The 23178-nt window shown below is 43.3% G+C and carries 21 protein-coding genes and 1 tRNA gene; 7 read left to right on the top strand and 15 right to left on the bottom strand.

The annotated features are described in order from the left end of the window. Positions 1-212: 212 nt before the first annotated feature. The 12 genes from AB1401_00245 to AB1401_00300 all read right to left on the bottom strand — a co-directional run bounded on the left by AB1401_00245 (position 213) and on the right by AB1401_00300 (position 14480). A complete protein-coding gene (locus AB1401_00245) occupies positions 213-1241 on the bottom strand; it encodes a C-terminal binding protein (protein MEW6613892.1) in 1029 nt (342 codons plus the stop codon). Between the two features lie 255 nt (positions 1242-1496). Further along, positions 1497-1892, bottom strand: a complete 396-nt coding sequence (locus AB1401_00250) for a pyridoxamine 5'-phosphate oxidase family protein (protein ID MEW6613893.1) — start codon at positions 1890-1892, stop codon at positions 1497-1499. 33 nt (positions 1893-1925) lie between these two features. Next, the gene (locus AB1401_00255; protein ID MEW6613894.1) at positions 1926-2330 is read right to left on the bottom strand and encodes a Zn-ribbon domain-containing OB-fold protein; all 405 of its coding nucleotides are present in this window, start codon (positions 2328-2330) and stop codon (positions 1926-1928) included. 4 nt (positions 2331-2334) lie between these two features. After that, entirely contained in the window at positions 2335-3498 is a 1164-nt protein-coding gene (locus tag AB1401_00260; GenBank protein ID MEW6613895.1) for a thiolase domain-containing protein, read from the bottom strand. 32 nt (positions 3499-3530) lie between these two features. After that, positions 3531-4694: an acyl-CoA dehydrogenase family protein gene (locus AB1401_00265; GenBank protein ID MEW6613896.1), complete on the bottom strand. Its 1164-nt coding sequence runs from the start codon at positions 4692-4694 to the stop codon at positions 3531-3533. Between the two features lie 41 nt (positions 4695-4735). Then, positions 4736-5515 carry an enoyl-CoA hydratase-related protein gene (locus AB1401_00270; protein MEW6613897.1) on the bottom strand — a complete coding sequence of 260 codons (780 nt, stop codon included), beginning with the start codon at positions 5513-5515 and terminating at the stop codon, positions 4736-4738. 29 nt (positions 5516-5544) lie between these two features. Then, positions 5545-7539, bottom strand: a complete 1995-nt coding sequence (locus tag AB1401_00275; protein ID MEW6613898.1) for an FAD-dependent oxidoreductase — start codon at positions 7537-7539, stop codon at positions 5545-5547. Between the two features lie 57 nt (positions 7540-7596). After that, positions 7597-9258 carry a methylmalonyl-CoA mutase family protein gene (locus tag AB1401_00280; GenBank protein MEW6613899.1) on the bottom strand — a complete coding sequence of 554 codons (1662 nt, stop codon included), beginning with the start codon at positions 9256-9258 and terminating at the stop codon, positions 7597-7599. A gap of 152 nt (positions 9259-9410) precedes the next feature. Then, positions 9411-10616, bottom strand: a complete 1206-nt coding sequence (locus AB1401_00285) for an ABC transporter substrate-binding protein (GenBank protein ID MEW6613900.1) — start codon at positions 10614-10616, stop codon at positions 9411-9413. A 72-nt stretch (positions 10617-10688) separates the two neighbouring features. Next, positions 10689-11435 carry a 3-oxoacyl-ACP reductase FabG gene (fabG, locus tag AB1401_00290; protein MEW6613901.1) on the bottom strand — a complete coding sequence of 249 codons (747 nt, stop codon included), beginning with the start codon at positions 11433-11435 and terminating at the stop codon, positions 10689-10691. 217 nt (positions 11436-11652) lie between these two features. Continuing rightward, positions 11653-12810, bottom strand: coding sequence for a glutaryl-CoA dehydrogenase Acd (gene acd / locus AB1401_00295; GenBank protein ID MEW6613902.1), 1158 nt, complete (start codon positions 12808-12810; stop codon positions 11653-11655). A 185-nt stretch (positions 12811-12995) separates the two neighbouring features. Further along, positions 12996-14480, bottom strand: coding sequence for a 6-phosphofructokinase (locus tag AB1401_00300; GenBank protein ID MEW6613903.1), 1485 nt, complete (start codon positions 14478-14480; stop codon positions 12996-12998). A 292-nt stretch (positions 14481-14772) separates the two neighbouring features. On the opposite strand from AB1401_00300, the gene AB1401_00305 reads away from it, so the two are divergent. Beyond that, the gene (locus tag AB1401_00305) at positions 14773-15669 is read left to right on the top strand and encodes a prenyltransferase (protein ID MEW6613904.1); all 897 of its coding nucleotides are present in this window, start codon (positions 14773-14775) and stop codon (positions 15667-15669) included. A gap of 34 nt (positions 15670-15703) precedes the next feature. Here AB1401_00305 and ilvE read toward each other — a convergent pair whose 3' ends face one another. The 3 genes from ilvE to AB1401_00320 all read right to left on the bottom strand — a co-directional run bounded on the left by ilvE (position 15704) and on the right by AB1401_00320 (position 18811). After that, positions 15704-16555 (bottom strand): branched-chain-amino-acid transaminase, encoded by an 852-nt coding sequence (gene ilvE, locus AB1401_00310; protein ID MEW6613905.1) that lies wholly within the window; start codon positions 16553-16555, stop codon positions 15704-15706. Positions 16556-16794: 239 nt separating this feature from the next. Next, entirely contained in the window at positions 16795-18234 is a 1440-nt protein-coding gene (gene pabB / locus AB1401_00315; protein ID MEW6613906.1) for an aminodeoxychorismate synthase component I, read from the bottom strand. A 10-nt stretch (positions 18235-18244) separates the two neighbouring features. After that, positions 18245-18811 carry an aminodeoxychorismate/anthranilate synthase component II gene (locus tag AB1401_00320; protein MEW6613907.1) on the bottom strand — a complete coding sequence of 189 codons (567 nt, stop codon included), beginning with the start codon at positions 18809-18811 and terminating at the stop codon, positions 18245-18247. 139 nt (positions 18812-18950) lie between these two features. Here AB1401_00320 and AB1401_00325 point away from each other — a divergent pair, with 139 nt between their 5' ends. The 6 genes from AB1401_00325 (at position 18951) to AB1401_00350 (ending at position 23131) form a co-directional block, all read left to right on the top strand. Further along, positions 18951-20318, top strand: a complete 1368-nt coding sequence (locus AB1401_00325) for a diguanylate cyclase (protein ID MEW6613908.1) — start codon at positions 18951-18953, stop codon at positions 20316-20318. A 141-nt stretch (positions 20319-20459) separates the two neighbouring features. Next, positions 20460-20536: transfer RNA gene (locus AB1401_00330), tRNA-Arg, on the top strand. 179 nt (positions 20537-20715) lie between these two features. Further along, entirely contained in the window at positions 20716-21744 is a 1029-nt protein-coding gene (locus AB1401_00335; GenBank protein ID MEW6613909.1) for a hypothetical protein, read from the top strand. Then, positions 21665-21955 (top strand): HNH endonuclease, encoded by a 291-nt coding sequence (locus AB1401_00340; protein MEW6613910.1) that lies wholly within the window; start codon positions 21665-21667, stop codon positions 21953-21955. Before AB1401_00335 ends, AB1401_00340 begins: the two co-directional genes overlap by 80 nt. A 100-nt stretch (positions 21956-22055) precedes the next feature. Continuing rightward, on the top strand, positions 22056-22946 hold the full coding sequence (locus AB1401_00345; protein ID MEW6613911.1) for a hypothetical protein: 891 nt from the start codon (positions 22056-22058) through the stop codon (positions 22944-22946). Then, complete coding sequence (locus tag AB1401_00350) at positions 22943-23131, top strand: hypothetical protein (GenBank protein MEW6613912.1); 189 nt, start codon at positions 22943-22945, stop codon at positions 23129-23131. The genes AB1401_00345 and AB1401_00350 overlap by 4 nt, the downstream gene beginning before the upstream one ends. Positions 23132-23178 lie beyond the last annotated feature (47 nt).

Consider the following 23178-nt stretch of genomic DNA (forward strand, 5'->3'; position numbering starts at 1 on the left):
CAGGCCCCTTCGTCTGTCATTCCGAACGAAGTGAGGAATCCTGTCTTTCTGCTCAGGATAAACTCAAATCTTGAACAGATTAAAACCATTAAGATTTCTCGTCGCTATTGCTCCTCGAAATGACAAAATTCAAAGGTCTTAAATTGGTAGCATAGATACATTTTCAAATCAAGAAAAAATTTATGTTTGAACAAGTTTCTCAAGGGTTCTGATTAAGTTTTACCCCATTTTTGAATGTATTTCTCCTTTACCTCGGGATTCAGCCAGCCAACTGGCCATTCCCCCTTTAAAACCCGGGCTACCTCTATCGCCGGACGGTGGGTAAGTTCTAAAAAAGCCGGTATCGAAAAGTGACCAGAATGGCCTGTCACAATAAAGTTGTCGAGCTTCAACAAAGGGTCATCCTGAGCAATAGGTTCCTGTTCCGTAACATCCACAGCAGCCCCGGAGATTATACCCTCTTTAAGTGCTGTATACAAAGCTTTACTTTCAATAATAGGCCCCCGTGCTGTGTTGACTATGAAGGCTGTGGGCTTCATCTTTTTCAGTTCATTCAATCCTATCATATGCTTTGTTTCTGTGGTAAGAGCACTGTGAACAGACAGAACATCTGATTCTTTGAGGAGTTGATCTAAATCCATCCGTTCAACTCCCAATTCTGATAAAATGCTCTCAGGTGCGTAAGGATCATAAACTATGATTCTCATATCAAAGCCCTTTGCTTTTGGAACAAGGGCTCTTGGAATTCGACCGAATCCGAGAAGCCCTAAAGTTTGCCCTTTCAGCCGAGACATCTTTGGCCATATCTGCTTTTGCATATCCGGGTCAGGTTCACTTTTCCATCCTCCACTTTTCACAAATTCATTAAGTTTGACTATCTTTCTGGTGCAGGAAAGGATAAGAGCCATAGTGTGGTCTGAAACCTCTTCCAGACAGTAATCAGGTATATTGGCTACCAAGACGCCATGTTCGGTAGCTGCAGCTACATCAAGCTTGTCATAACCAATTCCCATGCTCTGGATAAACCTGCACCTGATCAATTTTTCAATCACCTTTCTGGAGAATGGCTGAAAAGTAGCTACCCCTATTATAGCATCGGCATCGTGGGCTGTATCGATGAGTTCATCCTCGGACATACAAAACTTCTTAACCACCTCAACATCCAATCCTTCCCCTTTAATAAGCTTTTCATAATCTGGCGCCATAGGAATATCGAAGACCTGAGCTATCTTAAAACCCATTTTACCTCCCCCTTTCCCGATTTGAGACCTTTGAAAAATGCCCAATTTATCATTGCGAACGAAGTGAAGCAATCTTTGTGCCCTGCCCTGAGATTGCTTCGCCCCGATTTGTCGGGGCTCGCAATGACTGAAAGCGAGTTTTTCAAAGGTCTCGATTTAAGAGAATTTAAGAGATTGTTAAAAAAATATCCCTTTCTCTCTTAACATGGATTTTTTACCTGAGCAAAAGCATGTATATACCGATACCAAAAAGTGTTATTTCTTGGCTGCATCCCTGGGGTTTACAGTAAAAACCTCATCAACTTTAATTGTTCCAACCCCTTTAACATCCAATTTCATTTTTTCTTTTACGTTTTTTGCAAATTGGTCAAAAAGTGGGCCGGAGGTCTGAAACCCCTGAAACGTACCCTTCACCTGATACCCTGCTGGCGGAAATTTAAAGGACAGGGCAGTAGCTTTCTTTGTCTCCTCGAGATTCTTATTGGTTTTGCTCCCAAATATGTCTGCGAAGGCTACGGTTTCATCATCAAGCGCTGACAACGTCCCTTTAGGAACAACATTCACAATGCCTTTTTTGTCTACTGTAGCCAATACCTTCGAAGCACCCTGATCATTAAACATATCCATAACTTCCTTTGACATTTTAGCCATTGTTTTTTCTCCTTTCAAAATGAATTAAATACACTAACCTTCCAATTTAAATGCCAATGCTATCCCATCACCTGCAGAAAATTTATCGCCTTTTACTACCTTGTACCCGATTGACACTTTTTTGCCTATAAGGTCCATACCGGCTTTATCAGGATCAAGGTCAACAATATTACCCATAATCCACGGCCCTTCATCTAACTCTACCATACCAACAATATATGGAGCCTCAAACCCTTCAGGCGGGACTCTTATTACAGTATATGTCTTTATTTCACCTTTACCACTCAGATTAACAATATCCATGTCTTCACTGGCACACTGGATACAAACCTTTTTGGGCGGGACTGTGTACCCACCACATTTGTTACACTTAAGGCCTAAAAAACTGCCACTCATTAACGCCTCTTTATATTTATTATAGGTCAATTTGTATTCCACTTTTCTACCTCCTGAATATCATATTGCATACTGTCGCAAGATCACCGCCAAGGGTATCTATCATACCTATCTTTGCCCCTTTGATCTGTCTCTCACCGCACTCTTCTCGCAGCTGCTTTACTATCTCGTAAGCCTGAGCAGCTCCGGTAGCTCCAATGGGATGTCCCTTTGCCTTCAGCCCACCTGATGGGTTTATAGGTATTTCACCTTTAATAGATGTTTTACCTTCTTCAACGGCCTGGCTACCCTTTCCGAACTCAAAAAAGCCCAGACCCTCCGATGCAAGTATTTCTGCTATCGTAAAACAGTCATGCAACTCACAAACATCTATATCTTTTGGTCCAATTCCTGCCTGCTTATAGGATTGTTTGACGGCTGTCTCTCTTGCCTTTATCCTGGTAAAATCCTTTTGAGTATAGAGGGGACCCGCTGATCCCTGCCCCACTCCTGCGATATAAATAGGCTTCTTGGTAAGCTCTTTTGCCCTATCGGCAGAGGCAAATATCAGGGCAGCCGCCCCATCCGAGAATGGGCAGCAATCAAGTAATTGCAGAGGATCTGCAATTACAACACCAGATAAAACCTTCTCTACTGTTATCTCTTTCCTGAATTGGGCTTTAGGGTTTAACACTCCATTCTTATGATTCTTCACAGCAACCATTGCCATCTGCTCTTTCAGCTTTTGAAGAGGAATTCCATACTTCTTTGAATAAAGATGGGCTGCCATTCCGAATGCCCCTGGAAAGGTAATACCGGCAAATCCCTCATAACGGCTATCACTCCCCATAGCAAATGTCCTGGTAGCCATGGGGGTTCCCATAGCCATCGCCTTCTCTGTTCCCCCCACTAACACTATGTCATAGAAACCAGATGCAACCCACAGATATGCATTCCTCATTGCCACCGTAGCAGAGGCACATGCCCCTTCAAACCTTGTGGCAGGCACATTCGGTATCCCAATATCGGCTGCACACATAGGCGCCATATTCATCTGACCTTCCTCAAAATCTCCAAGAACGTTCCCCAAGAACAGCGCCTGGATGTCCTTGGGTTCCAGATTCGACTCGGTTATTGCATCCATTGCTGCCTCTGAGAACATCTCAATTTGAGTCTTTTGTGACATCCCAAACTGAGTCATGCCAACTCCAACTACTGCTACTTCTCTCATCTTAAATCCTCCTACCAGAACATTCTAATGTTTTACAGCAGAGTATTAGCGATAACTACTCTTTGAATCTGATTCGTACCCTCATAGAGCTGGGTTATCTTTGCATCCCTCATCATCCGTTCTACAGGATACTCTCTTATATAGCCATATCCACCAAGAACTTGAATGGCATCTACAGTGACTTTCATGGCCGTATCAGAAGCAAAATTCTTTGACATGGATGAAAATCGAATGACCTCAGCAGGCAATCTGCTCATATCCTTAGCCTGCTTTTCAAGTAATGATGCTGTTTTGTATAAAAGCTGCCTTGCTGCCTCTACCTGAGTCGTCATATCAGCCAGCATAAACTGTATACCCTGAAAGGTAGTGATAGGTTTGCCAAATTGCTTTCTCTCCTTCGCATATCCAATAGCATAGTCAAGGGCACCCTGGGCTATGCCAAGGGCCTGAGCAGCTATACCCGGTCGGGAGAAATCCAGCGTCTTCATACAGATTGCAAATCCCATCCCTTCGTCACCGAGAAGGTTCGCAGCCGGTATCCTGCAGTCCTCAAAGATTAGTTCTGTTGTATCACTCCCCCTAATCCCCAATTTTTTCTCGTGCTTGCCGACGGAAAATCCGGGGGACCCCTTTTCAACGATAAAAGCACTCAAAGCTCTGGAAGACTTTTCTGTATTGGGGTCTGTCTTGGCAAAGACAGAGTAAACATTTGCAATACCGCCGTTTGTAATAAATATCTTGGTGCCATTCAGGATGTATGCATCTCCGTCTTTTACTGCCCTTGTCTGAATACTTCCCACATCGGAACCTGCACCTGGCTCGGTTATAGCACATGCACTAAGGTGTTCTCCGCTGGCTATTTTTGGAAGAAACTTTTGTTTCTGTTCCTCACTACCCCCTAAAAGGATTGGCAGCAAACCCAATTCCTGAACAGCAGGGATAAGTCCGGTACTTGCGCATGCCTTCGATAACTCTTCAATAATGATACACAATGCCAGGGGACCTGATCCCATACCACCGTATGCCTCGGGGACATCGGCACCCATAAGGGCGTTTTCCTTGAGGAGTTCTAAAATATCCCACGGGTATTCTTCTGTCTCATCTATTTCGGCTGCCCTGGGAGCAACCTTATCCACCGCTAGTTTCCTTACTGTCTGGCGGATCATCTCTTGTTCTTCAGTCAGATCGTATTGCATTTTTCCCCTCCTTTGCGGCTATTGGGTAATCCATCTGCCTATTATCTTCCCTTGAATTGTGCCTTACGCTTCTCTAGAAATGCCTTTGCCCCTTCCTTTTGATCTTCAGTTTTAAAGAGTTCGCCAAAGAGTTTTCTCTCTAATTTCTGACCTTCGTTAAGGGTCATATTAACACCTTCATCTATAGCCTTTTTAGCATACTTTATAGCTACAGGACCTTTCTCCATAATCTTCTTTGCCATATTCTTTGCCTCTGAAACGGTTTCTCCTTTTGGGGCTACCCTATCCACAAGGCCGATTTCTTTTGCCTCAGAGGCACTTATCATGTCGCCGGTAAATATGAGTTCCTTCGCCTTACCTTTCGATACCAATCTTGGAAGCCTCTGGGTACCGCCTGCACCCGGAATAACGCCCAGGTTTACCTCTGGTTGTCCAAACTTTGCACTCTCAGAGGCAATCCTGATATCACATGCCATAGCCAGTTCGCAGCCTCCCCCCAGAGCCATACCATTAACTGCACAGATAACCACTTTCTCAAGACCCTCGATTTTGTCAAAAACCCCCTGGAGTTCCTGAGAAAACCTCTCACCCTCTTTTTGTCCCAGTTGAGGGAACAGACTTATATCCGCTCCCGCCACAAAGATCTTCTCCCCTGCCCCGGTTAGTACAACGGTTTTTACATCCTCATTCTTTGCCAATTCATCAAAAACCTCGTCCAGTTCACAGGTGGTCTTTTTATCCAGTGCATTCGCCGGCGGATGGTTAATAGTAACAACAGCTATACCCTCTTCGACCGCATAACTCACAAATTCCCGACCCATTATTTACCCTCCTTCTTAGGTTATTTCCCTCATATCTGTCTGCCAATAACTGCCCCTTCGTATATTGCGTCTAAAGCCTTCCTTGGTTCTTTGCAATCGCCAATGGCATAAAGCTCCTTTACCTCTCCCTGCAACTCGTTAAAGAGTTTATTGTCCGACTCTGAACCAACAGCAAGCACTATGGTATCAGCCTCTAACAACTCCTGATAGTCTCCCTTTTTGATCTTCACCCCGTTTTCTGTTATCTCTTCAACCTTTGCCTCAGTTACTATATTAATACCATGATTCTTTAGCCGCTTTCTCATTACCCAGAGGGACGTCTTACCTATATCCCTGCCGATCTTTTTAAACATCTCGACAATTGTTATATCCTTCCCTCTTCTGGTTAAAGATACAGCAGTTTCAGGGTCCAAGGCACCATAGGAACTTAAGAATACAGCAGCATCAGGGGTAACAGTACCCTTCGTGGCTAAAAAGAGGGCTGTTTCACACCCAATTGCCCCTCCGCCTGCAATTACGATTCTTTTCCCTATTCTTGCCCTTCCTGCAAGGACTTCTTTGGCTGTGAAAACATTATCACGCTTTATTCCGGGGATATCAGGCAGTTTGGGTGATGCACCGGTCGAAATTACTACAGCACCAGGTTTCAAGTTTTTAACCATTGACTGAGTTACATCTTTTTCAAGGAATAGCTTTACATTCAGCTTTTCCAATTGTCTTGAAAAATATCTGGTTATATTTTCGAATTCCTCTTTCCCGGGAGGAACAGCAGCGAAATTCAACTGACCGCCAAGTGCTTCTCTACTCTCATATAGTGAAACATCATGGCCTCTGAGACCCAATACTCTTGCCGCCTCCATACCCCCGGGGCCTCCTCCAATTACCATAACCTTCTTCTTCCTGCCGGCTGGTCTTATCTCGAACTCCTTCTCCCTTCCAACGCTTGGATTCAGCATACAGGTGACAGGTTTAAGAGAAAATACATTATCAAAACAACCCTGATGGCAGGCTACACACTTCCTAATCTCTTCATATCTTCCTTCCCTCGCCTTATTGGGAAACTCCGGGTCAGCAAGAAGTGGCCTTCCAATCGCCACAAAATCTGCTATCCCATCACTCAGTATCTTTTCTGCAAATATCGGATCATTAATCCTCCCTGAGCCAATAACCGGAATCTCCACCTCCTCTTTAATCCCTCTGGCAAGATACAGGAAAGCACCATGGGGGACTGAACCTGTGGTTAAAGGCACATCTGTTTCGTGACCACCCCCTGTTACACTTATCGCATCTATCCCTGCCTTTTCGAGCTCCCTTGCGATAACCTTCCCCTCTTTCAGAGTATTGCCTCCGTCCAGAAACTCGTCTGCTGAAATTCTGCATATCAGGGGATAATCCCTTCCTGCCTCTTTTCTTGTTTGCTCAATTATTTCCAGGAGGAATCTCAATCTGTTTTCTATCTCACCCCCGTATTGATCTATCCTTTTATTACTAACAGGCGATAAAAATTCCCTTATAAGATAACCGGAACAACAGTTAAATTCGACGGCATCAAAGCCTGCTTCCTGTGCCCTCTTAACTGCCTGGGCAAAGCAAGTAACAATTTCCTTAATCTCTGATATTGATAGTTCTCTTGGGATTTCTCCGGTAAGATTAGACAAAACAGCAGAAGCAGATATTGGTTGCTCCCCTATAAGTGACGAGGGGGCATATTTACCCCCATGATATATTTGAATGCCGATCTTAGCTCCATGTTTATGCACAGAACTGGTCAATTTTTTTAAACCTGGGATGAATTTGTCCTCAGCAATACTAAGGAGGGTTGGCATACTTCTGCCTCTCGGCTCAATATACCCCCCTGCAGATATAATCAGCCCCACCCCTCCTTTTGCCCTTTCAATGAAGAAATCTATCATTCTCTGGGTAACAGATTCATTATCCGTATAATTCAAACCCATTGCAGGCATAATGATTCTGTTTTTTAATTCCATATTACCGATACGGGCTTTCTCGAATAATTTGTCCACCAACATTCCTTTACATAAAAACCCCTTCTCCCCGAAAGCAAGAAAGAGGCTTCCTCATCAAAAGGGTGAGCTCAATACCCCCATTGTATCATAATGATAACCGAATGCCTCTCTTATTGTCCCATTTATCTCACCGATAGTTGCATATGCCTTCACTGCATCTATTATAAAGGGGAGAAGGTTTTCCCCTGATCTCTTCTCTGCTACTTTCCCAAGCTGCATCAGGGTCTCTTTCAACTTTTCGTTATCCCTGGTCTTCCTCAACTTCCTGATGCCTTCAATCTGGGTCTTTGCTGCTTCACCCGAAATCTTATGGACAGCACCTTCTATGTCCTCTTCAGGTGGTATTATGAACTCATTCACCCCAACAACTATCCTATCCTTGCTGTCTATCTCCTTCTGGTATTTGTATGCTGCTTTTTCTATCTCATTATCCAGCCATTTGCTATCCATGGCAGCGGTTATCCCACCCATCTCTTCAATCTCATTGATTATCCTGGTAGCCTCCTCCTCTATCATATTCGTGAGGTTTTCAATATAGTAGGAACCTGCCAGAGGATCGGCCACATTGACTACACCTGTTTCATAAGCAAGAACCTGCTGGGTTCTGAGGGCTATCCTGTGAGCCTCTTCAGTAGGCAGAGCTATTGGCTCGTCATAAGAACAGCAGTGTAAAGACTGGACTCCGCTGAGAACAGCTGCCAGCGCCTCGTAAGCAACCCGAATGATATTATTCATGGGCTGCTGGGGAACCAGTGAACAGCCAGCAGTATGAACCCCGAACCTGAATTTCATCGACCCTGGATCCTTTGCCTGAAATTTCTCCTTCATTATCTTTGCCCAAAGCCTTCTTGCCGCTCTCAGCTTAGCTATTTCCTCAAAAAAGTCTATGTGAGAAGAACAATAAAATGCCATCCTGGGGGTAAATTCATCTATTTTCAGCCCTCGCTTCAGGACCGCCCTGATGTATGCTATTGCCATAGAAAACCCAAATCCGATCTCCTGACAGGCATTTATCCCTGTTTCCCTCAGGTCGTATAAATTCACATTTGTCGTATACCAATTGGGCATATTTTTCGTACAGTATTCTATTATATCAACTGCCGACTGAAGGCAGAGGTCCGTATGGGCTGTGTTGGGAGCATACCCGCAGTACCGACCTTTTAAGGGTTCATTTTGAATGGTTCCCCTTACCCTGGATATATCAACCCCTCTCTTCTCTGCAAGGGCTATATATTGAGCCAGCACGATGGGGGCAGTACATGTGGAAACAACTATGGATACACTGACTTTATCGATGGGTATCCCTTCCATGAGAGTCTCCATATCCTTCAGGGAAGAGAGAGGAACACCAATAACTCCGATCTCTCCTTCTGCCGATGGATGGTCAGAGTCTATCCCGAGGGCAGTAGGCAGATCATTGATAAAATTCAAACCACTCTGTCCTTCCTCTGTCAGATATTTAAGCCTCTTGTTTGTATCTGCAGGGGTCCCAAACCCGCAAAGCTCCCGCTTGGTCCAGACCCTGCCCCTGAACATGTCTGAATGGATACCTCTTGTGTAGGGATAATCACCAGGATTACCTATATCTTTGGAATAGTCAATTCCACTGAGGTCCTCAGGGGTATAAACTTCTTTCACAGGAAAACCGGACCAGGTCTTTAAGCGTTTCGCCCCTTCGTAATACGCCTTTTCTAACTTCTCAAACTTGTCCTCCATATATAATGACCTCCTGGGAGTTAATGCCACCTACCAAAAACCTTTACCGTACCTCACTGTAACTAACTCATCAGTTCAATAATAAAGCGCAACATCTATCCCTCCCTTCCTTTAGTCTTGTGTTAAGGGTGTCACAGTATCTTCTCTGGTTTTCAATCCTTGAAAGCTGGTTCTCTAAAGTCAGTAATCGGGATAAAAGTCTGATTCTTTACGTCTACTTTATACAATTTGCTCATCGTTCCGCCTTTATGATTATTCTTGCTGTAACTTATGGGCGCCGAAATTTCACCGGTACTAAAGTTTTTAAAGGTTTCATAACCCTCTACCAGAGTATCAGGACTTAGGTTTTTGCCTGCCCTTTTTAGCCCCTCTGCACAGATCAGTGCAGTGAGCCACCCCTGGCTGTAACTTCTTATCATCCACTTCGTCCCAGGATGATATTTCGTAGTAATCTTTCTCAGTTGAGCCATTCCAGGGGTATTATCACTCCAGTAACCGATGGGGCTTGTCGCCAAAGCATCCTTCATGGCATCTCCAACAACTTTTATATTCTCCTCGTCACTCACATAAAATGTCCCAAAGACCTTGCTTCTTAAAGAATATCTCTTTGCAGCCTGAAAGAAGCAAAGAACAGCACCAACGGCATTATGAAGGATTATATAATCCGGATCTGATTTCTTTAAAGTCAAGACCTGGGGGGTTGCATCGATCTCGGTGAAGTTAATTACTGCTTTACTACTCAATTTTAAGTTATAGTTTGTAAGATACTCTTCTGTGGCCCGCAAGCCGTTTTTACCGAATTCATTGTCTGCATAGACAAAGGCTATGCTGGGGTTTTTTGCCTTCAGATCCTTCACGATATAGTCTACGCAAAGCTTTATCGTGTCATCATAACTCGCCGTTGGTGTGAATACGTATTTTCTAACTGGACTTACCAGTCCGTCTGCAAGGCTTACGGGTATTACAGGGACCTTATGCTTCTCAATCTGGCTCAGAAGGGCAAATGCCTGACCTGTCCCTCCGATAAAGAGAAGGGACAGAACTGCATCTCTAAAGATCAGTTTCTTAAAACCAGCGATAGCACCGGGAATTGTATAATGATCATCCTCAACAATGAGCTTTATTTTCCTGCCATTGATCCCCCCTTTATCATTGATATTTTGAAATAATGTTTTTGTTGCCTTGGTATAGGGGATACCAACGGGGGCAGCCACTCCCGTCTGGTCCCCAATTAAACCAATCTTTATGGTGTCATCCGATACACCTCTGACATCTCCTGCATAACCCTGCCTCGTACCAATACATAGGACGCAAATTACTGTCAACATAACTAAAAAAATGGTCAACAATCTTGTCATGTTTCTCTCCTTTAAATGTAGCACTCAATAGCCGCTGGACTTATAACTTATAAATTATTAGATTCCCCTTACTTACATAATAATCCCGCCATCAACCATTAATACCTGCCCGGTTACATAGCGGGCATCGTCAGAAGCCAGGAATGCAGCAACAAGTGCTACGTCTTCAGGCTGACCAAACCTTCCCAGAGGAATCTCAGAAATGAATTTCTCCCTGAACTTTGGGTTTGTTCTGATTACTTCTGTCATAGCCGTTTCAATAACCCCAGGTGCTACCGCATTAACATTAATTCCATATTTGGCAAGCTCTCTCGCTGCTGATTTTGTGATCCCAATCACCCCAGCCTTTGCAGCTCCATAGTTAATCTGTCCCATTGTCCCTCTTACACCTGCTACCGAGGTAACATTAACGATCTTTCCGTACTTTCTTTCCATCATATGTGGAGCAACTGCTCGAATACAGTTGTAAACCCCTGTTAAATTTACACTTATAACCTGATCCCATTCTTCCTGTGTCATTTTGTGAAGCATGGCAGTCCTCGTAATGCCCGCATTATTAACAAGTATATCCACCTTGCCAAACTTCTCTATGGCTGTATCTATGAGCTTTTGAGCCTCTTCCCTGCTGTTAACACCGGCTTTTACAGCAATTGCCCTTTTGCCTATTCCTTCAATCTCTTTTACTACATTATTAGCATTATCCACATTCACATCATTTACCACAACACTGGCACCCTGTTTTGCAAATTCTAAAGCATACGCCCTTCCAAGCCCCTGTCCTGCACCTGTAACAACAGCCACTTTCCCTTCCAGTCTCATTTTACTACCTCCTTATTGTAATTCAACTCCTATCGGCTAAAGCCGACAGCTTGAGGCAACCCCCCTCCCCCCCTTTGCCAAAGGGGAGAGTGAAGGGGGGGTTACCTCTGTGCCTTTGTCACTTTGTGTCTCTATCCCATATACAAAATCAAACTAAAGTCTTTCCGCCTCATGCGGAAGGGTTTTTATCCCATTCACCGAGGGAGACAATAATTATCTAGCCATTAGCTTTTCTGTATCCAAGGGCATCCAAGCCTATTATTGTCTTCTGTATGTTGGCGGCTCCCTCCACTATCTGGTAAATCTTTGCTTCCCTGTAGTACCTCTCTGCAGGGTACTCTCCTGAAATTCCATAAGCTCCATAGAGCTTTATGGCCTGATCAGCTGCCTTTACGCCGTTCTCCGTTGCAAAGTACTTTGCCATACTGGTCTCCAGGGTATTACGCCGTCCCTGGTCTTTCTGAACAGCACACCTGTAAGTCAGTAACCTGGCGGCTTCAGTCCCCACAACCATGTCGGCTATTACCTCTTGGTTCATCTGAAAGTTACCGATAAGCTGCCCGAACTGTTCCCTCTCATTGCAGTATTTTACACAGGCATCTATACATGCCTGAGCAACTCCAACTGCCCCAGCAGCACAGCTCAGGCGAGTACAGTCGAGGTCAGCCATAACTATAGCAAAACCCTGGCCTATTTTTCCCAGCAGGTTTTCTTTTGGAACCTTTACATCTTCCATAATAACCTCGCCTGTAGGACAGGCATGCCATCCAAACTTATCAGCAATTTCAGGGGTTGAAATACCTGGAGACTTCATATCCATTACAAATGCAGACATGCCTTTGTGTTTAAGGCTCCTGTCTGTATAGGCGAACATCACGGCTACATCCGCAACCGTAGCATAGGTAATCCATGTCTTTGTGCCATTTAGAACAAAATGATCTCCTTTTTCCACAGCAGTTGTCTTCATTGATGCCACATCTGACCCTGCATTTGGTTCAGTAATGGCAAAGGCACCTAACCATTCGGCGCTCACCAATTTGGGAATATACTTCTTCTTCTGTTCCTCATTTCCAAACTTCAGTATTGTCATAGAAGTACCCATGGTTTGCATATTAAAAGGGGCTCTCAGGGAACCGCTGACTCTCGCAATCTCCTCTGTTACTATGGCATGCCCCAAAAATCCTACACCGGAACCACCGTACTCCTCAGGAATAGGACAGCCCAAGAACCCCAACTCCCCCATCTTTCTTACAATCTCCCTCTGAAACCTGTGGGCTTTTTCATCAGCATCAACCACAGGTGCAATCTCTTTCTCTGCAAAGTCTCTTGCCAATTTCTGCATCGCCAACTGTTCTTCCGTAAGATCAAAATCCATTATTTCCCCCCCTTAAGAATTGTGTAACCGTTCACGGTTCTCAGTTTACAGTTTGTGTTCTAGTAACCGTTAACTGCAAACCGTAAACTGTGAACTCTTACTCTTACTGAATAACCATTCATTTTAACGATTAACATACAGGTACTGTTTTGTCAAGGTTTTTAGTAGAATCATAGACAAAACTGTCATGCAGCAATTTGCCCTGTTAATCTATCAGAGAGTGCCATGAGGTCTTTAGACACTTCATTGTCTGTTTTTATCATGTGGAAAGGTATTGCATACTCCCTTCCTGAAAGTACAGCCGGCATTAACCGGGAGGTGCCAACCTTTAAATAGGAAGCAACATTGTAAGCCATTCTTTGGGCGAGCGTAATGTCCTGATTATTAGGTGCTGCACCCCTGATGTCTCTTGAGAAAGGCTCACACACCACTCTTTTATTGATCTTTATACCTGTCTGTTTCAGTTCCTCGTAAAAATATTCTGCTGCATTCATCTTTTCCCCTTTTGCTTCCCTTTCATCCCTCTTATAGCCCTCAGCTACAACAATTACGCACTCTTCTCTCTTATTAATTGCATCTGCTACCTTTTTATGGTCTATTTCGCTACTGGGAAGAACAGCCAGGTGGGCACGTGCTCCAAGGCAAGAATTCAAAGCATGGAATCCGCCTCGGGCGCCCATCATCTCTACAATGTAAACTCTTTTATGGGTTCTTGCATCTGCCATATATGACCTTATCTTTTCAGAACCAACCTCTATCCCTGTATGCTGTCCTATACAATCGGTTCCGGATAAATCACTATCGATTGTTACTGGGATAAAAAATGTTTGAACAGAAGCCGGAATAAACTCGCACAGTGAGCACAACCCTTTAAGCGTACCATCGCCGCCAATGGCAATTATGCTTTTTGCCTTTTTCTTTTTGACTGTTATGGCAGCTTTTTCTGCCATCCCTTTATTTTTAAACTCATTGTATCGCTCACTCCTCAACATTGCACCCCTGGCTTCAGAAAGGGGAGCCGCATGGTAAACTCCAGTGACATGATCCAGTTTCTTGAAAAGAACAGGGTCATACACTAAGCGTATAAAATCATCGTCCCCTCCCAGTACCAATGATTTAAAGCCTTCCCTGGCAGCATAGACTTCTCTTCCCTGATCTTCCAGATGTTGGGTTATAAAAGCAGTAACAGAATTATATCCCGGGGCACATCCGCCGTCCTGTATAAGCAAAACATCAAACTCAGAGAACATCTTTTTCCATTCAAAGGCTGACTTTTTAATCTTAGATATCACCTTCTGAGCTATCCTAAGCCTTACTTGAAGCTCCCCGGCATCAACTGGCTTAGTTAAATAGTCATCTGCTCCTTCGTTCATAAATTTAATCATCTCCCCCTTCTCCTCTAAGGGGGCTGTTACTATGAAATATATCCCGGAATACGGGGAATCAGGATCGTCTTTCAAACGTTTGCACAAGTCTCTTGCGTCTATTCCTGGCATTTTAAGAGAGCAGATAACAATATCGGGGACTGCCTTTTCCGATATCTTTACTGCCTCTTTACTACTCTTTGCTTCCCATAATAAGTAATCCTTTTTTTTTCCAAGTTGATTCATATACATTTTTCGTGTTTCTACATCATTTTCCACCACTAAAATGCGACACTTTTCTATCATTTATATCCTCCTTTCAATAAATGTTCTGACAGGTAAGACACCTGTCCTACTGATTGATTTCTGTTTTTCATATTATGTTTCTGTTTTTCATAAAGCTTTTGAGATTACCATTTCAATCGTATTGTCAAAACCTCCCAAGAATCGGCACTGACTTCCTCTAATTTCCCCCTCCCCTCAATCCCCTCCCACCAAGGGAGGGGATATTTTAGTTGACTGGATAGTCTTTTTTTGTTATTCTTACAGCCCGTGTTAATTCATTGATAAATTATTTATATCCCTGAGGTAAAAAACAATGATGAAGGAACCAAAATACCTATTAGGGCCAATGCGCTTCCCTTTTCTTATCTTAACACCAGCCTGCGTTTTTTTGGGGTTTGGAACTGCCATCTGGAGAACCCATGAGGTAAACATCTTTTACCTTGTTTTAGCCTTAGTTGGGGCTGTTTGTGCACACATCAGTGTCAATGCTCTTAATGAATACTTTGATTTCAGGAGTGGTTTAGACTTCAAAACAGAGCGAACTCCCTTCAGCGGCGGCAGCGGAACCCTGCCTGAAAAGCCTGACATGGCACGTTCAGCTTTGAAGACAGGACTGATAACCTTTACCATTACAGGCATGATTGGGGTATACTTTGTTTATATAAGGGGTTTATTGCTTTTACCATTGGGCATTCTTGGACTGATAACCATATTTACCTATACTATCTGGATTACCCGTTATCCAATTTTGTGCCTGATTGCCCCGGGGTTGGGCTTTGGGACGTTTATGGTAATGGGTACGGACTTTGTCCTTACAGGCCAATATTCATGGACAGCGTTTATTGCCTCACTCGTGCCATTCTTTTTGGTAAGCGACCTCTTGCTTTTGAACCAATTCCCCGACACCGAGGCAGATCAGAGCATAGGCAGAAAACACTTTCCCATTCTTGTTGGCAGACAAACCAGCAGCCTTATCTACGGGATATTTCTCCTGTCAGCATATCTGTCTATCATATTTGGTGTTAACCTTGGATACCTGCCCAAAATCAGCCTCGTAGGGCTTGCTACAATTGTTATAGCTGTGCCTGCCTTTGTTGGTGCATTTCGACATGCTGAAGACATAAAGAAGCTAACGCCTTATATGGGTTTGAACGTGATCATAAACATAGCAACGCCGGTACTGGTTGCTACAGGACTGTTTATTGGATAGGCGCTTAAAACAGAAGATGCAGGGCAGTCATCCACTATCCTATCAGCTCCCTATATGCCTTAGCTATACTTTTATATATCGGACCGGGGCTGCCGTCCTTTATCTTTTTATTATTTACTTCAACAACCGGCATTACTTCCATTATAGAATTTGTCAAGAATACCTCATCCGAGGTGAAGAGTTCATATGGTACAATTTTCTTTTCAGCTACCTCGAGGTTTAATTCATGAATAATACCCAGTACTGCCTTCCTTGTTACACCAGGTAATAAATGGCTTGAAACAGGGGGGGTAAAAATCTTCTCAGACTTTACTGTAAAGACATTGCTTGTAGCACCCTCTGTTACTTCTCCCTCAGAATTCAATAAGATAGCTTCAAATGCCCCTTTTATTCTGGCTTCTTCCTTTGCCAGGATGTTGTTAAGGTAGCTCAAGGATTTATGCTGGGGCAAAGGAGAAAATGAATTCTGTCTGATGCCTGATATTATTACATTAACACCTTGAGTATAGTATTCTTGAGGATATGGGGAGATTTCCTTTGCCATGATGACAACAGTGGGGTCATAGCTGTCATTGAAAGTCAGAGTGTCACGGTGGAGCCCCCTGGACACAGTAAGTCTTATATAGGCATCGGATAAGCGGTTGAGTTCTATCAATCTGTCTATATCCGATTTCAGTTCTTCTTTATCCTTCCTGAGAGGAATCCGTAGCTTATCAAGGGAGTCGAATAATCGTGAGAGATGTCCGTCCAGCATAAAGACCCTGCCCGAATATGCCCTCATAGTCTCAAATAATCCATCTCCGTATAAAAATCCCCTGTCGAACACAGAGATTTTAGCTTCTTCCTTTGACACAAAATCCCCGTTCAGATATACGTAATTGTTCATAATAACGATTCTCCGCAAGACCTGAAAAACTATTTAGTTGGCACTGAAAAATTCCCTTTTCCGCTCTCTGGTGCAGGTTTTTTGACCCATCTATGACTTGCTCCAGGCATTTTCAGGAACTCTCCGCCTACGGCGGATCAAATCCGCCAAAGGCGGACTTATCTTCCGCTTCGTCAAGATGGGTACCCCAAAAATCCTGCTCATATTCGCTCCAAAGGAAATTTTTCGATGAACTATCTTCAACTGGTCAGGGCTTCAATCAATGCCTTTGCCTTATCCAGGGTTTCATCAAATTCCCCTTCCAGGGTAGAATCAGCAACTATCCCCCCGCCTACCTGGAAATAGACATCATCCCCCTTTATAAGGAAGGTACGAATAGCGATATTCAGGTCTATATGATTATTAAAGCCCAGATATCCGATAGACCCTGTATATACGCTTCTGGCAGTAGGTTCCAGCTCATCTATTATCTCCATTGCCCTAATCTTCGGAGCACCTGTTATAGAACCTCCGGGGAAACATGCCTTTAACAAATCTATGTAATTATACCTGGGGAGCAACGTTCCTTCTACTGTTGAAACCAGGTGAAAAACCGTAGCATAGGTCTCAGCAATAGCATGCTCCGTTACTCTGACTGAGCCATAGTCACATACCCGTCCCAGGTCATTTCGTTCCAAATCCACAATCATATTTAGCTCTGCCCTGTCTTTTTCGCTTTTTATAAGTTCTTCTTTCAACCTCTCGTCTTCACCATGGTCTTTTCCCCTTGGCCGGGTACCTTTTATCGGTCTTGTCTGGACCCTATCACCTTCTACTTTCAGGAACCTCTCCGGAGAAGAGCTGACTATTGTCACATCACTTAAGTTCAGGTAGCAGGCAAAAGGGGCTGGATTGACACTGCGGAGTTTCTTATACAATTGATAATGCCCCATGGGAAGCTTTGCATGAAACCTCTGAGACAGGTTCACCTGGTATATATCCCCGGCAAAGATATACTCTTTGGCCTTTTCTATAGCCTTTAAATAGTTTTCTCTCGTGAAGTTTGATTCAAGGGCCACTTTGGGTCTTGTTGCATTCATGGGATTTGATGGGTTTACCCCAGTATTTTTTAGCACAACCAATATCTCCTCTTCAAACTTTCTTATCCTGTCTTCAGTCGTCTTTTTTGTCATAAAATCCTGGGTCCCATCAAAACGAGTCAAGCAGATATACCATCTGTTCTCCTGATGGTCATAGGCTAATATCCTATCATAGAAGCAGAAATAACAATCTGGGAGGCTCAGGTCATCAACCACAGTTTTTGGTAACCTTTCAATAAAATGGCAGAGGTCATACGAAAAATAGCCAACCCCTCCACCGATAAAGGGAGGATTGGCAAGGTCAGATTTAATCTTATAGCGCCTGATGATGCTATCAATGATATGGAATGGGTTACCCGTTATGGTATACTTATCGCCCCCAATGGCAATTTCTATCCTGTTACCTTTGCTCTTCAATATTAAAAAAGGGGCATACCCCATGAAGGAATATCTTCCAAGTTTGTACCTGTCCATGCCGCTGTCCAGAAAGAAACTGAAAGGCATTGAGTGAATCCTGTCGAAAACAGATTCAGGTGGTAAAAAGATGTTAAGCTCTCTTACTACAGGTCTCCCAATTTTTACCCCATTTAAAAAATTCACAGATATGCCTCTAAAGGTCTATAAAGTTCCTGACAATCTTCTTCCCCTCACCGGTAAGAAACGATTCCGGATGAAACTGCACCCCTTCTATTGTATAATCCCTGTGCCTTGTGCCCATTATAATGCTATCCTCTGTCCTTGCTGTAATCTCAAGACAGGGAGGGAATTCATCGTTTGACACAATAAGAGAATGATACCTGGTGGCCTCAAAAGGATTTTCAACTCCCCTATAGACACCCTTTCCATCATGATAGATCATGGAGGTTTTGCCGTGCATAACTACATCTGCCCTTTTAACCTTACCTCCAAAAACTTCTCCTATGCATTGATGGCCCAGACAGACACCAAGTATACATTTCTTTTCTCCAAAATACCTGATGACGTCTTTCGATATGCCAGCATCGTCCGGTGTACATGGACCAGGGGAGATGACTATCTTGTCCGGGTTTATATCTTCTATACCTTCCAGGGTTATCTTATCGTTCCTTATCACCTTGAGTGTCACTCCAAGCTCACCGAAGTGCTGGACAAGGTTATAGGTAAAGGAATCGTAATTGTCTATCATCAGTATAAGCATCTTTTTCCCCTGGTGCACAACTATACCATTTCTTCTTAAGGTTTTCCAGTGGTTTTATAAAAAGAGCGCTAAAATACAAAAAAGGCTGGATTTTACCCAGTAATTGAGGTATATCTATTTCTCGTAACTGGAGGATATTATGATGCCCGTCAAACCAACCTATGAAGAGTTGGAGCAAAGAATAAAAGAATTAGAAACAGAAGCTATTAAACATAAGAATATAGACAGGGCATTTAGGGAGAGTGAAGAACGGTTCCGAACCCTGTCGGAGGCTACTTTTGAAGGAATAGCAATCCATGAAGGGGGTGTACTTCTTACAGCAAATGAACAATACTTTCGGATGTTTGGGTATGATCCGCAAGAACTGATCGGGCAGCAGGTAATACCATTGACAGTGGCTCCTTTGTCCAGAGAATTTATTGAAAAACAGATTAAATCTGGAGTCACAGGATCTCATGAGATTATGGGGCTTAAGAAAGACGGGACAGAGTTTCCGATAGAGACTAATGTGAAGTCTATGGAATATCAGGGACGTTTGGTCAGGGTAGTAGCAATCAGAAATATTTCTGAACGTAATCGAACCGATAAAGAACTGATAGAGGGCGAAGAGAGATATCGTACAATTTTAGATTCTAATCCTGATCCAGCGGTTATTTATGACATGGATGGCAAAGTAGTCTATCTTAATCCTGCATTTACAAGCGTGTTCGGGTGGACACAGGAGGAACGTCTGGGGAAAAAAATGGACAACTTTATCCCGGAGGAAGAATGGCCCATACTCCAAAAATTATTCGAAGAAGGCAATACCAATGCATGTTTCCTGGATGTCGAGAGTAGAAGATATACCAAGGAAGGTAAAATTCTTGATGTCAGTATAAGCGGAGCATTTTTTAAGGATTCTAAAGGAATGCCGGCAGGAAGCTATGTTACTTTACGAAACATAACTGAAAATAAGAAGATGGAGAAGGCTTTGCGGGAAAGCGAGGAGAAATTTAGACGTCTTTCCTACATGGATGATTTGACAGGTGTGGCAAATCGGCGTTATTTTGAAGAGATCTTTAATGTAGAGTGGGGACGTGGAGCACGTGACAGGTCTCCAATGTCACTGATCATGTGCGACATCGATTTTTTCAAGGCTTATAATGACAGACTGGGGCATCAAAGTGGTGATGATGCTCTGAAACAGGTAGCAGACTTATTGAGAAGTACGCTCCGCCGCCCCGGAGACATGGCGGCACGTTATGGCGGTGAGGAATTTGTGGTTGTGCTGCCGGATACGGATAAAAAGGGAGCTGCTCTTGTGGCAGAGCTATTGCGGGCTAATGTGGAGGTTTCAGGAATTGCACACCCTGACTCACCAATCTGTAAATCAGTAACCATCAGTATAGGGGTTGCCACTACAATCCCAGGTGGTAGGCATAAACCTGCTTCACTGATTTCAAAAGCAGACCATGCTATGTATCAGGCAAAAAAAGAAGGGCGTAACAGGGTTAAAATATCTGATTAACGCGTAGTTTATAGAGGGCATCGCCACAGGAAACTTCAAACACAGGAACCCTTTGCCTATGGCAGGTCAACTTATATAAAATATTTGACAAACCATATTGAAGGTGTTAATAAAACATCCTCGAAATCATTAAATAACCGAGCCCCCGTAGCTCAGGTGGATAGAGCAAGGGATTCCTAATCCCTGTGCCGCGTGTTCGAGTCACGCCGGGGGCACCATCCCATCAATAATTTCCTACGTTTTATTCAATAGTTAGCTTGTTTACCCATTTTCCACACTGTTCCACAGAATTCCAAAAAGTCGCATATTTTTGACAAAGTTTTGGGTCAGGATTGGGTCAAAAAAATTATGCCTTAAAACCGCCACTGTAATTGTTGAATTAACTGGAAGGAAATTTATGGAGAGAACAGTAATTTATTGTCCAAGGGACAAACAGAGAAAGTTTTTGGTGATCTGTATACAAACGTGTAAGTCTAAGTCCGGGTGCGAAAGTATAAGAAATATTTCTCAAGAAACAATCGACGGAGAGCTGGAGGACTACAAAGGAAAAGAGGAAACTGTCAATGCCGTGAGGCAGGAATGCTCTCTTGAAAAGGATGAAAATGGTATCTGCTCTCACCTGTGGGGAATGTCGTCTTGTATTGAAAGAGTAAAGTGCTGTTGTGAGTGTGAAAAGGAATTCTGTAACTCTCGATGTAGCAACTCTGAACCGAAAAAAGCAACGGTACCTGCCGTGATGGAAAAAGGTACAGATATAGAGAGGTCTGTTTATTGCAAGGAAAAGGCAGAGGAACTTTGCAATCGGATCGAGGATAGTTATTATGAGTTGGCAATGATCCTGCGCGAGATTGAGAAGGAACAGTATTACATGAATTGGGGATATTCAGGCTTTGTGGAGTACGTAAAGGAGTGTTTAGGTTTTAAGGAGCGAAAGGCAAGATATTTGATAGCGATTGCGGATATGTGCCAGCGGTATAATATCACGAAGGATGAAAGAATAGGAATTGAGTGGTCAAAACTTAAGGAGTTACCTGGAGTAATCAATGAGGAAAATAAAGAAGAATGGCTTGGCAAAGCCCGGGAGAGTACTACAACCAATTTACAGGATGAGGTAAGAAAGGCACGTGGGATTAGTCCAGGTGAAATGAAGTCGTTTATTACTTTTTCCCTTGCAGAAGGGCAAAAGCTGGTGGTTGAGAGTGCGTTGGACCTGGCAGGAAAATTAACTGGATCTGAGGTAAGGTCATATCTTCTTGAGGTCATATGCCAGGAGTTTGTCGGTACCTATATGAATATGGACGAACTTGCAATTAAAGCATTTGAGAGGTCTCATGGACTACAAGAAGATGAAGTTCCCGAAACAGGGGAAAGTGGTATTAAAAGGTATAGACTACGTGAGGTTCAAAAGATGGATTCACGAGCGTGATAGATGGACGTGTAAAAACCCATTCTGTAGATCGAGAAAGAATCTGACCCTAGCTCATTATGTGCCCAGGTCGAAATTAAGGCTTGATACACAGGAAAACTGTTACACGCTCTGCGTTGAGTGCCATGAACTCGAGGAGAGAGGAGATCTCATTGTTGAAAAGGTTGGACGTAACATGTACCGATTTTGCTATAGAAACAGGAATAAATGAGATGTAACTTATTGATATTGTTGATATTTTATACTTGACAACCTGATCCCCATTCTGTATAATATCCTCATAAATCCATAAAATGTAAGGGAGGGATATAATGGTTAATTTAGAGTTTGGAATGAGCAAGGAAGAGGTTAAAAAGGAACTGCAGGAAGAACAAAAGAAGGCCAAGTATGAGACGATGGGCTATAACCAAAAAGATGTTATTAGTGCTCTTATAAAGGAAATGAGGCTTGGTAACGTTGAGAATGCTCTATATTGGCTTCAAGTAACACAAGAAGCAGGAGATAGCTGGTGGTATATAGGCAGAAGACTTCTCATTTTTACGTATGAGGACTGTTTCGGGGTAGAAGCAGCTATCTACTCTAATGCTGCGTGGCAGGCTCTCAATTTTACGAAAGACTCAGAGAATATCCTCTTTGCCTGGGTAGAAAGGCTGTGTAAGCTCACAAAGTTTTGGGAAGTCGAGGATGGTCAGGAGAGGGAATGGGCATGGCATCGTGGAAGGAAGGATATAGAAAGTGGTAAGTACAGACCAATTCCATCCTACGCAAAGGATCGTCACTCCAAATCGGGTTGGGATGAAGTTAAGGCTGGTGGGAGTTTTGATGAGAGGTTTAGCGGAACGCTCAGTGGGCGAATAAATATGATAAAGCAATTTAAGTTGAATGGTTGTTTACTGTCTGCAAGTTCAAACGAAAGTCCGGAGAAAGAACGTAATGAGAGACCTGACGACATAGAATTGTTTAGTCCAAAGGAAATTAATGGAAGATATCGTCCTCGCATAGTAGTTGACAATAGACCAGGAATTTACAGCGTTGAAAGTGAAACAACAAATGATGTGACCTATATTGTAGACCTAAACGAACCAAGTTGTGAGTGCCCCCACCACCAGACAAGGAAAGCGATATGCAAGCACTTGAGGGCTGTTGATGGAGCGATCAGGAGAAAAGAGCTTGAGGATACAAGGAAAGGGAGGCTTGTATGAGTTATGATGTTGGGATGAAACTTTTTATGAGGTATGGAAAGGATGTACTTGTGCATATGGCTAATCAATATGGTATCTGTCCAGATGGCTCTAAGAAAGATCTGGCGAAGCGAATAGCACAAGAAGAGGACAAGAGGTTTGATGAAAAGTGGCGCAAGATTATTAAGCCTCACGAAATATATTGATGGTGGAATATTTTTTTTACAAAGAGTACTTAGTAATTTATATGTTA

The organism is Thermodesulfobacteriota bacterium, from assembly GCA_040757775.1.
Classification (GTDB): Bacteria; Desulfobacterota; UBA8473; order UBA8473; family UBA8473; genus UBA8473.